The 12,308-nt window shown below is 61.1% G+C and carries 9 protein-coding genes; 2 read left to right on the top strand and 7 right to left on the bottom strand.

Annotated features, from left to right (window positions below; translation table 11 throughout):
* Positions 1-41 precede the first annotated feature (41 nt).
* From cysK to rlmD, 3 genes are read right to left on the bottom strand one after another with little or no spacing between them, the layout of a single operon-like run.
* Positions 42-998 carry a cysteine synthase A gene (gene cysK, locus FJE54_RS05240; RefSeq protein ID WP_139651662.1) on the bottom strand — a complete coding sequence of 319 codons (957 nt, stop codon included), beginning with the start codon at positions 996-998 and terminating at the stop codon, positions 42-44.
* Positions 999-1,050: 52 nt separating this feature from the next.
* The gene (locus FJE54_RS05235; protein WP_180326578.1) at positions 1,051-3,651 is read right to left on the bottom strand and encodes an EAL domain-containing protein; all 2,601 of its coding nucleotides are present in this window, start codon (positions 3,649-3,651) and stop codon (positions 1,051-1,053) included.
* Positions 3,652-3,690: 39 nt separating this feature from the next.
* Positions 3,691-4,926 carry a 23S rRNA (uracil(1939)-C(5))-methyltransferase RlmD gene (gene rlmD, locus FJE54_RS05230; RefSeq protein ID WP_255467233.1) on the bottom strand — a complete coding sequence of 412 codons (1,236 nt, stop codon included), beginning with the start codon at positions 4,924-4,926 and terminating at the stop codon, positions 3,691-3,693.
* An 854-nt stretch (positions 4,927-5,780) separates the two neighbouring features.
* Between rlmD and FJE54_RS05225 the strand changes: the two genes are divergently transcribed.
* Positions 5,781-7,226, top strand: a complete 1,446-nt coding sequence (locus FJE54_RS05225; protein WP_139651430.1) for an IS3 family transposase — start codon at positions 5,781-5,783, stop codon at positions 7,224-7,226.
* 301 nt (positions 7,227-7,527) lie between these two features.
* Complete coding sequence (locus FJE54_RS05220; protein WP_139651658.1) at positions 7,528-7,902, top strand: phage holin family protein; 375 nt, start codon at positions 7,528-7,530, stop codon at positions 7,900-7,902.
* 221 nt (positions 7,903-8,123) lie between these two features.
* Here the strand turns inward: FJE54_RS05220 and FJE54_RS05215 are convergent, their stop codons facing one another.
* The 4 genes from FJE54_RS05215 to FJE54_RS05200 form a co-directional block, all read right to left on the bottom strand.
* On the bottom strand, positions 8,124-8,741 hold the full coding sequence (locus FJE54_RS05215; RefSeq protein WP_180326577.1) for a DivIVA domain-containing protein: 618 nt from the start codon (positions 8,739-8,741) through the stop codon (positions 8,124-8,126).
* Positions 8,742-8,782: 41 nt separating this feature from the next.
* Positions 8,783-9,955, bottom strand: coding sequence for an iron-containing alcohol dehydrogenase (locus tag FJE54_RS05210; RefSeq protein WP_139651656.1), 1,173 nt, complete (start codon positions 9,953-9,955; stop codon positions 8,783-8,785).
* Positions 9,956-9,976: 21 nt separating this feature from the next.
* Positions 9,977-10,771: a ZIP family metal transporter gene (locus FJE54_RS05205; RefSeq protein WP_139651655.1), complete on the bottom strand. Its 795-nt coding sequence runs from the start codon at positions 10,769-10,771 to the stop codon at positions 9,977-9,979.
* A 245-nt stretch (positions 10,772-11,016) separates the two neighbouring features.
* On the bottom strand, positions 11,017-11,739 hold the full coding sequence (locus tag FJE54_RS05200; protein ID WP_139651654.1) for a tyrosine-protein phosphatase: 723 nt from the start codon (positions 11,737-11,739) through the stop codon (positions 11,017-11,019).
* Positions 11,740-12,308 lie beyond the last annotated feature (569 nt).

Raw genomic sequence — 12,308 nt, 5'->3', positions numbered from 1 at the left:
GGTCGCGCTTGAGCGCCTCGGAACAGGGCGCGCCGACAGCGCTATCCGACGCCTTCGAACAGCGACGTTGAGATGTAGCGCTCTCCCGTATCGACTGCGATCGTCACAACGGTTGCGCCAAGGGCTTCGGGATGGTCGCGCACGAGCCTGCGAACGCCCGCGATGTTGGCGCCCGACGAGATGCCGACGAGCAGCCCCTCTTTGGAAGCGAGCCACCGCGCCTGATCAATGGCCTCTTCCGTAGAAACAGCGAGCACCCCGTCGAGGGCGGCGAGATCAAGCGTTTCGGGAATGAAATTCGCTCCGATACCCTGTATGCCGTGCGGAGCGGGTTTGAGCGCGTCGCCGGCACGAGCCTGTGCGATAAGGGGGCTTTCGGCAGGCTCGACGGCAAAAGCGCGCGGCGGCTTTCCTTCTGCCCTGCAGCGCTTCGCGAAATAGTGGGCGATCCCCGATATCGTGCCACCCGTTCCCACGCCCGCAACCACAAAATCGGGTGCGCAGCCGAGTGCGCGTTCTATCTCGGGAGCGGTATGCTCCTCGTGCGCACGGGGGTTGTCCGGGTTCGAGAACTGCCCGACCAACCAGGCGTCGGGGTTCTCGCTCACGATCGCGTCGGCTCGGGCAACCGCGCCCGCCATGCCTTCTGCACCCGGCGTCAATACGAGCTTCGCCCCATACGCAGCCAAGAGCGCGCGGCGCTCCCTGCTCATCGATTCGGGCATGGTGAGGACCACCTTGTAGCCGCGCGCGGCGCCGATCATCGCAACGGCAATGCCGGTGTTCCCGCTCGTAGGCTCGACGAGCACGGTTTTTCCCGGGGCGATATCTCCCCGGCCTTCGGCGTAATCGATCATCGAAAGCGCGGCGCGGTCTTTGATCGAGGCCCCGGGGTTGGCCGCCTCGTATTTCACGTACACCGACGCGCCGGTTTCGGCTGAAAGCTTTTCGAGTTTGATCAGGCGGGTGGCGCCGATCGCTTTAGATAGCTCATCCATGAGGACTCCTCGTCTTTCGAAGCCATCATTGTACCGCAAACGAGAAGCGTGCTTACGACAGGAAGCGGTGGCAAAACTCGTCGGGCGGATACGGACGCCCAAACAAAAAGCCCTGGATGTAGTCGAGGCCCATGGAGCTGACGACCTCGAGCTCCCCATCGGTTTCCACGCCTTCGAGGCACACTTCGATACCCACATCGTGGCACAGTTCGACAACGAATTTGATGAACGTCGCGTCGAACGTGCTGGCCTGGATGCCGGCCACGAACGCGCGGTCGATCTTCACGATATCGGCCGGTGATTTCTTCAGCATACCGAGGGCCGAGTACCCCGTTCCGAAGTCGTCCATGGCGACTCGGACGCCGAGGTTTCTGATCTGGTCGAACACGGCCTTGACCGGCTTGTCTTCCGAAACGAAGTAGCTTTCGGTCATCTCGATGACGAGGTTTTTCGGGGAAAGTCCCGAGAGGTGGAGCACCTCTTCGATGAACGGCACGAGCGAATCGCTGTCGATTTGGCGGTACGAAAGATTGACGCTCATGACAAAATCGGGTTTGAGCTCGGTCCATGCCCTGCACTGCGTCGCGGCGGTCTTGAGCACCCACATGCCCACCGGTATGATGAGCCCCGTTTTCTCTAAAAGCGGGATGAACTCGATCGGCGACACAGCCCCCAGCCCGTCGCACGTGAACCGTGCAAGCGCTTCGGCTCCGGTGACGGATGCGTTGCGCATGTCGATTTGAGGTTGGTAGCACAGGCTGAATCCCGCGAACCCGTTTTCCACGCTCGAGCGCAGATGCTCGACGAGCTTCAGCTCGCGTGCCCGTTCGTCGAGAATGTCCTGCGTGAAGCAAACGCAGCGCCTCTTGCCATGGGATTTGGCGTATTCGAGCGAGTATCCCGAGTATTTCGCAAGGTCAAGATAGGTTTCGGCATCTTCGGGATAGCAGGCGCATCCTGCGGAAAGTGCGCAGTAGAACCGTTTGCCGTCGAACTCCTGCATGCTCTGGCAGCTTTCGTCGATCACGCCGTAGAACCGGTACAGCGCTTCCCGATCGGCGTTTTCGAGTATCACGCCGAATTCGTCTCCGTCGAGGCGGTACACCGAAGCGCCCGGTGGCAGCAACGATTGGATTTTCTGGGCCGTGATGCGGATGACCTCGTCGCCGAAGGTGCGGTCGTGCAGATCGTTGACGTGGCGCAAATCGTCGATGCCGAGCTCCATGATGCCGAAGCGCCGCCCGGGATCATCCGCGATGCGGCGGTTGATTTCTTCCTCGTACTCGTACTTGGAAAGGAGCCCGGTCAGATGATCGATTTTCTCTTTTTTGCCCAGGTTTGTGATGATGCCCGCGAACAGCTCGGGAGCGCCTGCGGAATCGAGGATAAGGTGGCCGCGGCACCGCAGCCACACCCATTCGCCGCGGCGGTTGATCGCGCGGTATTCGACGCAGTGCGAAGTCGTGCGCCCATCGGCGATCTCCTGGTTCGACTCGAGAAACACCCGCTTATCGCTCTCATGTACTTTTGCGCCCCAGATGGCAGCAGCGTTCTCGATGACCTGCCCCGGCAATCCGAACTCCTCGACCATCGTTTTCGGGTAGCGGAACACGCCGGTTTTCATATTGCATACGTAGAGGTAATCGTCGGTGCTCTTCTCGAGTGCATCGAGCAGGCTGTCCTTGTCGTATTCGAAATCTTCGACATCGGAAACGTGCGGTTTTTCGGTACGAGCCCTTCGCTCGTTCTCCTCGATGTGGAAACGGCGCTTCTGATCGTACATACGCTGATCGGCGCGGGCGATAATCTCGGTCGAGGTGAGGTCGCTTCCCGGCAGCACTTCGACAATGCCGTAGCAGAACCCCACGAGGTACGGATACGCCTGCGTACGCGATACCGCGGCAAGTTCGGCGAGGGCATCGTCGATGCGGCGTTTTGTCTCCGCTGCGTCGGCGTGAATGACTCCGACGAACTCATCGCCGCTCAAGCGGAACCCGAAATCGTCTTTCCTAAACGCCTTCGATGCAGCACGCGAAACGGTGCGGATAAGCCGGTCTCCTTCGGCATGGCCATAGCGGTCGTTCACATTTTTGAGATGGTTGATGTCGTACAGGCACACCGATACGATCCTGTTTTCTTCAGCTGCTTTGTTCAGCGTCGCACGCAAAGCCGATTTGCCTGCACGGCGGGTCATCATATCGGTCAGTTCGTCGATGTTGGCGGTTTTCCAGTCGGTCGTGTCGATCGATTGCTGTAGATGAACGAGCGATCCGTCAAGCCATGTGATCAGGCTGTCGTAATTGGTGTACGTTCGGCCCGTGAGCGCGTTCTCCTCTTCCCATTGAATAACCGACGGCGCATCGGGGCGCGAAAGCTCGTCGATCGGGCAGAACAGGCAGCGCTCGCGCAGATCCTTCTGCAGGATCTGCCAGCACACCGCACCTTCGGGGTGTTCGATTCCGAAATCCTCTTTCATCTTCTGATTCATGAAGAGGATCCGATCGGTTTTGGGATCGGTGATATAGACGTTCGAACTCATGTTGTCCATGACCGCATTGAGCACGAAGCCCTCCACGGCATCTCCGCGGCCCTCGCCGCCTGAATCGATCAACTCGTTCGCCCGTCGTTCAGCGCCCGCTTCGCCTTCCGCCATCGCAACGCCTTCCACACCGCCCACCATACCCTGACCATTTTACGCATGGTTGCAGCATACCACGATATTCTCTATGTGCTCGGTGTGGGGGAACATGTCCACAGGCTGCATCGCCTCGACCGCATACCCCCGCTTAACCATATAGGCTACGTCGCGCGCCTGGGTCTGGGGGTTACACGAGATGTAAACCACCCGATCAGGCGCAAGCGCGACGAGCGCATCGAGGAAGTCTTCCGACGCGCCTGAGCGCGGGGGATCCATGAGCACCACGGTTCCGTGCTGGTCGCCCGCCCCTTGATCGGTGATGGCTGAATCGGCGCTCGTCGATTTCGGAAGGGGCGCTTCGCCTTGAGCGAGTTTGCGCATGAACGAACCGGCATCGTCGGCGACGAACGTGGCGTTTTCGATGCCGTTATGCATTGCGTTCGCCCGCGCGTCGCGGATGGCGGACGGCGTCTCGTCGACGCCGATGACGTGCGCCGCGCAGCTTTTGCCATCGATACCTTTGGCCGCCACGAGCCCGATCGTGCCCGTACCGCAGTACGCATCGATCACCGTTTCTTTTCCGCTCAGGTGCGCAAGCTCGATCGCACGGCGGTACAGCACTTCGGTCTGGGCCGAATTCACCTGATAGAACGACTGAGAAGAAATGCGGAAGCTCAGATTGCAAAGCTTATCGAGGATGAAGCCCGGGCCGTAGAGGCGCAGCTCGTCGGTTCCGAGGATCACGTTGGTTTGCCGCGTGTTGACGTTCTGTACGATCGAAGTGATTTCGGGGCAGCGTTTCACGAGGTCGCGCACTAGCCCCTTCGACCCGGGGAACTGCCGTCCGTTCGTCACGAGCGTCACGAGCACCTCGCCGCTCGTATGGCCGACGCGGACGATAGCGTGGCGCAGAAACCCCGTGTTCGCATCCTCGCGATACGGTTCGATGCGATAAGCCGGCATAAGGTCTTTGATGGCAAGGATGATCTTCTTGGCCGTTTTGTTTTCGATGAAGCACGAGTCGGATGCAATGATCCGATGCGACCCCGCGGCGTACATTCCGCAAAGGATCTCATGCGTCGGCGCCTGCTTCGAAACGCGTCGGCCGTCTCGGCTGGCTGCACCTTTGGCGTTTTTCGCACCCGCGTTGCCGGTCGCCCGCGGTTTGATGCGCCTGCCGGGAGCATAGGGCGAAACCACCTTGTTGCGGTAGAAGAACGGCTCGTCCATCCCGATGATGGGATGCATGACAGCCGCTTCACCAGCCACATCGGAGAACAACTCGATCATCGTCGCTTGCTTGTCGGCCAGCTGGCGCTCGTAGGGAACGCTGAGCAGCTGACACGCGCCGCATGCGTGTTCCACCGGGCAGAACGGGTGGCGGCGCGGCTCGCATCGCGCAGCTTCAGTACGCGGCGCACGGTTCCGGCCACCTCGGGATCCGCCCTCGTTAGGATGCGAGCTGCAAGCGTTCGCGCCAGGCCGCTTTGCGGCGGACGGTTTTGTTGCCGACGGCTTGGCGCCGGGTTGCTTGAAGGCTGGCGTCTTGGCGGCGTTCGGGTTCGCAGCGCGCGACTTGGCACCGGGCTGCTTTGCGGCCGGCGGCTTTGCGTGATTCCGCGGGCCCTTGGCGTTTGCCTGCGCCTTGCGCCGCTGTTTGCTTTTCTTATCATCCATGTCGGCTATTGTGGCATAAAAGCACGCACTGCACCACGCTATCCGAGGCGGCTCCTTTTTTTCGTGATAAGCGGACGGCTCCCTTGCGTCTTTTCCTTATGAGGGCACAATCCAATTCACGATTCATCGACTCTACACGCCACAAAAAGCACTGCTTCGTCTCGTGCGCTCAACCGCAGCGACGGCCCGCCATCTACGACAACAGGCCGCAATCTACGACGTTTGTGTTCCGGAGTTCGTCAAATCGGGCACAAAATTGGAGGTTTGACAATTGTGCAAGGAGATACCTATTAAAATCCGAATGCGAGGCTGAAGAAATGCCTGGTCGGAAATTTTTCAACCTCCGAAATATAAATATAGGATATTGCATAATTGTCAAACCGGAGGTGCGGCAGGAAGCTGGACCGCCGGCAGGCGGTCCACGACCGATCGAGCGGCCCCCGCGGGGGCCGCGAGGAGGGAGCCGCATGTACACGGAAAGGGAGAAGGTCCGCTACGTCGAGACGATGTGGGCCGAGGGGCTCACGCCCCGCGCCGCCGAGCGGAAATGGGGGACCCCGTCCAGGGAGTCGCTGAGGCGGTGGCTGGAGCAGGCCGAGGAGGGCTCCCTGCCGGCGGAGATGCCCAGGGTGAAGGGGCGCGCCGAGCACGCGCCCCACTCCCGCTACCCCGAGGCCACCAAGGCGGAGGCCGTCCGCCTCTACGGCCTCGGGGAGAAGCCCGCGCACATCGCCCGCCGCCTCGGCATCGCCGAAGCGAGCATAATATCGGTCTGGAGCAGGAAGGCCCGCAAAAGCGCTATCATGTCCGAGACCGGCGCGGAGGGCGCGCCGCGCGAGGACGAGGGGGCGAAGCCGGGCATGGGGCAGGCGGCGGGATCGGACGACAGGCGGATCGAGGCCCTCCGGGCCGAGCTCGAGGAGGCGCTCTTCGAGGTGAGCGTCTACAAGGAGCTGATGCGCGACCCAAAAGCCGCAAGCCCGGCGAGCCTGTCGAAGAGGCGGCTCGTCGGGTTAGGCGAGAGGCTGAGGCGGGACTGCGGGTGCTCCCTGGCCCGGATCTCGACGTTCTTGGGAATCTCGAAGAGCACCTACCTCTACCACCGGGCGAGGCTCGATAGCCCGTCCGGCATGACGGACGGGGGCTTCGACGGGGCCGTGGCCGCGGCCTTCGCGGAGAACGGCGGGATCTACGGCTACCGCCGCCTCAAGGCGGCGCTGGAGGCCGGCGGCGTCCGCGCGCCCGAGCGCAGGGTGCGCGAGTCGATGGCGCGCCAGGGGCTCGTCGCCCGGTGCTCCAGGTCGGAGAAGAGATGGAGCTCGTACGCGGGCGAGGTGTCGGACGCGCCCGGGAACCTGCTGCTCGGCGAGCACGGGAGGCACGACTTCTCGGCGGACGCGCCCAACGAGCTGTGGCTCACCGACATCACCGAGATGCGGGGGCGCGACGGCAAGTGCTACCTGTCCGCCGTCGTCGACTGCTTCGACGGCAAGGTCGTCGCCTGGCGCGCCTCGGAGAGCCCCAACGCCGAGCTCGCGAACTCCACGCTCGCCGACGCGATAGCGACGCTTCGGGAGGGCCAGCGTCCCGTCATCCACTCCGACCGCGGCGGGCACTACCGCTGGAAGGGGTGGATCGCGCTGTGCGAGGGGGCCGGCCTCGTGCGCTCGATGTCGCGCAAGGGGCACAGCCCCGACAACGCGGCGTGCGAGGGCTTCTTCGGCCGGGCGAAGGTCGAGGCGTTCCATTCGCTCGTGCGCGCGGGGGCGCCCGTCGCCGAGATATTCGAGGCCGTCGCGCGCTACATCACGTGGTACAATGACGGCCGCCTCAAGACGTTCAGGGAGAACGGGAAGAAGGCCACCTGCGAGACCATCGAGGGCCGCCGCAGGAGGCTCGGGCTGGCGGCCTGAGCAGTCCAAGAATCCTGCCGCACCCCCAACCTCGGATTTTGTGCCGAGATCTCGGAACTTCGGAATAAAAACCCCTGCCGCAGCCTTTCGCACAAAGGCTTTCACCCAAGGGTTTTCGGTCCCACGCCCTTTCGGTCCAAGGCCTTATGACCCACGCCCTTTTGGAACAAGGGCATTCGGACCCACGCCCTTTCGGTTGCGCGGGTAAACCCCGATCATGAGGTAACGGGAAGAAAACCGAACGCCCTTGTTGCTGGACCGCGATGGCATACTACAAACGATCATATCGGAGGAGGTTTTCATGAGGTTCATCATTCGCTGGCTCGTCACCGCTATCGCCGTCGGCGTCGCTGTTTGGCTCGTTCCCGGCATGGATACCGTCGGCGGCAACGAGGCATGGGTCTCGATCGCCATCTTCGGCCTGATCCTCTCGCTCATCAACATCAGCATAAAACCGCTCATGCAGGTGTTGAGCTTGCCAATATCAGTACTTACGCTCGGCATCTTCTATCTTGTCGTGAACACCCTCATGCTCTATATCGCCGCATGGCTTGCAAACGGCATTTTCCAATCGGGCGTTGAGATTGAAACGTTCGGCAGCGCTTTCGTGGCGAGCATCGTCATCAGCATCGTCTCGGCAATCGTGAACGCCATTTTGGGCAACAACAAGGACTAACGCGAGCCTACCGACCAAGCGCATCGCAAGCGCGTTCCGCCAAGAAATGCATCGAGCCATCCACAAACACGAACAAATGTTTCACGTGAAACATCGCAGCGTTATCGCACCGCGCATCTCGGATACGAACACCGATTAAGCTCGCATGAGCGCCCGCCGCTTCCGGCGGAGCGCACCGGCCAAGGCCATCCGCATTCCAGCAGCCTGGTCGGGCACATGCGCTACAGTGAGGCGCTCTCCTTGAGCTCGGCGAGCAACTCCACGATCTGCGTGAGGTTGTCGTTGGCGACTTTGGCTTTCGCATACGCAGTGTCGGTATGGCTTTTCACATCGGCTTTCACCTTCACCTGCGTTTCGAGAAGCGCGGAGATCGATTCCCGCAGCACGCGCTTGGATTCTTCGGCTTCCCGCTCGGCTTCGTCGCGTGCACGGGCACGTTCGCTTTCCGACTCGGATCGCAATCGAGCGGCTTCGTCCTTTGCGTTCGACATGATCACGATGGAATCGGCGGTTGCCTTTGCAAGAATGTCTTCCGCATCGGCTGCCGCGTTATCGATGAGCTTCTGGGCTTCTCGCTCGGCCCGAACGGTTTTCTGGCGCGCTTCCTCATCGGCCTTTGCAAGCATGGTGTCCTTCATGTTCTGCGCCGCGGTCATGAGCTGACGAACTTCTGCCTGGCGCCGCTCGTAATCGGCGGCACGCTCCTCGGCTGCCCGCATGCGTTTCTCGAGCCGATCGAGCTCCGCTTGATACAGCGCCGCAAGCTCGTGGATCTTTGCGAGAGCATCTTCCTCGTCGCATCCGCCGAAGTTCTTCTTCTTGAATTCGAGGGCCTGCAAATACGATTCGACCGCTGCGGGCTGCCCTATAGCTACCTCCGTTACAACGCCAACCGGTATATTTCGCGCGCATCGTCCATGGTCAGCTTCTTAAAGCTGCCGAACGGCTCGCCTTTGTTCTCTTTGAGCGTGGGAATCATGCGCTCGATATCATCCTCCTCGATGCCAAGCTCGCAAAGCGTCGTCGGCATGCCGAGCGAGGCGAAGAAGCTGCGCGTTTCATCGATGGCCGAAAGCGCATCGTCTTCTGCGCTACCCGTCGATGCAAGGCCGAACACCTCGCGGCCATAGAACGCGAAACGGGCGGGGTTCTCGGAATAGACGTACTCCATCCAAGCAGGGAACATGACGGCAAGGCCTGCGCCGTGCGTAATGTCGGGGTCGAGCGCTGAGAGCTCGTGCTCGAGTCCGTGGGTCGCCCAATCCTCATGGCGACCGACGCCCGCGAGACCCTGGTGGCAGAGCATACCTGCCCACATGACGTTTGCACGCGCATCGTAGTTGTCGGTTTCAGCGAGCACGCACGGAGCTTCGGCACGAACGGTTCTCATGAGTGAAAGGTTGAGGTTGTCGGTCACGGGAACCGCACCCACGTCGTCGAAGAAACGCTCGAGCAGATGGCAGAACATGTCGGTGAGGCCCGCCGCCGTTTGGTACGGCGGAAGCGTAAACGTAAGCTCGGGGTTCATGAACGCGAGCTTCGGACGCTGCGCATTGTTAGGATAGCCCGATTTGAGGCCGAGCTCGTCGTTGGAGACGACCATGTTCTTGGACGCTTCGCTGCCCGCGGCGGGGATGGTGAGCACGACCGCGATCGGAAGCACGTCATCGGTCTGCCGTTTCGTCTCGAAGAAATCCCATACATCGCCGTCGTAGTGCGCACCCACGGCGATGGCCTTCGCCGAATCGATGACCGATCCGCCACCCACGGCGAGCACCCAGTCGATATCGTGCTCCTTGCACAGCGCAATGCCTTCGCGCACGAGCGTGATCTCGGGATTAGGACGCACACCGCCGAGCTCAACCTGCTCGATGCCCGCATCGTCGAGCGCAGCCTTGATTCGATCGATAAGCCCGCTCGCAACGGCGCTCTGGCCGCCGAAATGAAGCAGCACCCTCTTCGCACCCCGCTCGGCAAGCTTGGCTCCGACCTGCTTCTCAACTCCATGTCCGAACACGAACTGCGTCGGCGATACGAACTCAAAATCTTCCATGCGCTTCCTTTCCCGGTAGTGCTAGCCCAATGCCACATCGAGGATCATCATGACGAGGAATCCGATCATCACGCCCAGCGTGCCGACGTTCGAACGGTCGCCCAAGTGCGCCTCGGGGATAAGCTCCTCAACCACAACGTACATCATAGCGCCTGCAGAGAAAGCAAGCATCCACGGCATGTACGGAGCTATGATCCCGGCGAATAACACCACAAGAATACCGAAAACCGGTTCGGCCAATCCCGAAAGCGCACCCATTGCGAACGATTTCGGGGCACTCATGCCCTCCTGCAAAAGCGGCAACGAAACCGCAGCGCCTTCGGGCACGTTCTGGATGCCGATGCCGATGGCGAGCGCAACGGCCATGCCGAACATGGCAGGATCGCCGCCCTGCTGCGCCGCCATCGCGAACAAGAGGCCCACGCTCATGCCCTCGGGTATGTTGTGCAACGTAACGGCCGTGAACAAAAGCGTCGGACGGTTCCATTTGGAGGGAAGGCCCTCGGGATCTTTCTGCCCGGGATGCAGATGCGGCAAGAGCGCATGGAGCCCCATGAGAAATGCCACGCCGAGCGCGAATCCGCCTGCTGCGGGGATCCAGCCGATCTGACCCGCCTCTTCGGCCGATTCGATAGCGGGAATCAGAAGCGACCACACCGAAGCCGCGATCATGACGCCGGCGGCAAATCCGAGGAAGAGGCGTTGAAAGGTGAGGCTATCTTTCTTGCGGAAAAGAAACACTGCCGCCGCACCGATCGTCGTCATGAGAAACGTGAACCCGGTCCCTGCCGCAGCCCACACAAGCGCATTTTGCACCGCCGCACCCCTTTCCCGTGCTCGTTGTACGTGTTTTGGAAAGTGTACGCCTTTTCGAACGTCGAGCGGCGAGCTTTTACCCTTGCGTTACCTGCGCTTTGCAAGCCGTGCGCGCTTCGAGGGCACCAGGCGACTTCGGGTGGCTTCGGGCGGACAGGCGCGGATCGGCTCACCGCAGAAAGCGAACGTTGCATCAGCCGAACGCACAGAAACGAACGCTGCGGCGGCCAAGCGCATGGAAAAAACTACGCGCCCATCCAAGCCTCGAACGAGCCGTAGCGTTCGTCGATGGCGCAGAAGAACGCCTCGAGGTACTCGACGCGTGCTTCGAACATGGCAGCGAGCACCTCGACTTCCTCGGGCTGCATGATGCCCGCGTAGCGTCTGAGGTCGCGCCGGTTGATTGCGTCGTTGCACGCGTTGGTAATCAGGTAGTCTTCGACGATCTGCCCGTACGGCACGCCGCAAAGCTTCTGCACGCTCGCGCACACGACGCCGACGCGGTCCTTGCCGTTTGCGCAGTGCACGAGCACGGGCGCTTGGGCAGCGGCGATCGAATGGACGATCGAGTACACCGCGTCGGCATGGGCAGCCATGATGCCGTACAGATCGACCATGCGCTGGCCGGGTTTCCCGTAGGCTGCTTTCACGTTGGGGGCGATGGTCGCACGCGTGCGGTTCTTATCGTTTTGCAGATCGACGGGACAGGTTTGGACCTCAAAGGCCTCGCACACGAGCTCGGGTTCAGGCGAGAGGTCGCGCTCCGCCTGCTTGCGCAGATCGTACACGGTGGCAATGCCAAGCCCGCGGAGGGCGGCAACGTCACGCTCATCAGCTTCGGTGAGTTCGCGCGAGCGGTACAGAACAACCTCGCCGCAACCGACGCAACGGCGCAGTCCGAACTTTTCGCGCAGCGCTGCAGTGTGGTCCGACTGCACAGTCTCTTCCCCGTTTTCCCTCTTCAGCATCAAGCCCCCGACACTCGTCCATCGTTTTCGCCCCGCACAACAAGGCCGGGCTCGCTAAAGCCCGGCCTTGCCGAAAGGAATACCGACAGTACGCTTGGCTTACCCTTAAGCCTACCAGCCTCCGCTTGCGCGGATGTTTGCAGGATTTAAAGCCTCAGACACTAACTTGGCGAAGATAGTCTTTGTTTATAAATCTGCGTTATTTGAAACACTGTCGGACGCGTTGATTATAGCCCGTTTCCGTGTGAACCTAAACACCTAACGTTCATTTTGTTACTTCGCTCAACCAAACCGTTGCTCGGGCGATGAGCGTTGGCGGCCTCTCGCACGGTCGGTCGGCTCCTGTCGCGGTGTGCTGCACGGTAGAGCGCCTCGCCCCCAACTTTCGATCGCGTTTCGAACGTACAGCGGACAGGCTAGGAAAATTGTCGGGCGAAAAACACGGTTTTTGCGCCTAATCCGTGTTTTTCGCCCGACAATCCGTGTAGGCCAGAGGCACGCACGCACTTCGCCGCAGTCCACACGAACCGCTGAAGAAAAGCAGCGGTTCGGTTACAAAAAGGCTACGG

The organism is Raoultibacter phocaeensis, from assembly GCF_901411515.1.
GTDB lineage: Bacteria > Actinomycetota > Coriobacteriia > Coriobacteriales > Eggerthellaceae > Raoultibacter > Raoultibacter phocaeensis.
This window is presented reverse-complemented; position numbering and strand designations above follow the sequence as displayed.

Coding starts and splice junctions, on each gene's coding strand:
- FJE54_RS05200 (WP_139651654.1), bottom strand. CDS start 11,739: ATGCTGAAGAGGGAAAACGGGGAAGAGACTGTGCAGTCGGACCACACT.
- cysK (WP_139651662.1), bottom strand. CDS start 998: ATGGATGAGCTATCTAAAGCGATCGGCGCCACCCGCCTGATCAAACTC.
- FJE54_RS05210 (WP_139651656.1), bottom strand. CDS start 9,955: ATGGAAGATTTTGAGTTCGTATCGCCGACGCAGTTCGTGTTCGGACAT.
- FJE54_RS05225 (WP_139651430.1), top strand. CDS start 5,781: ATGTACACGGAAAGGGAGAAGGTCCGCTACGTCGAGACGATGTGGGCC.
- rlmD (WP_255467233.1), bottom strand. CDS start 4,926: ATGATCGAGTTGTTCTCCGATGTGGCTGGTGAAGCGGCTGTCATGCAT.
- FJE54_RS05235 (WP_180326578.1), bottom strand. CDS start 3,651: ATGGCGGAAGGCGAAGCGGGCGCTGAACGACGGGCGAACGAGTTGATC.
- FJE54_RS05220 (WP_139651658.1), top strand. CDS start 7,528: ATGAGGTTCATCATTCGCTGGCTCGTCACCGCTATCGCCGTCGGCGTC.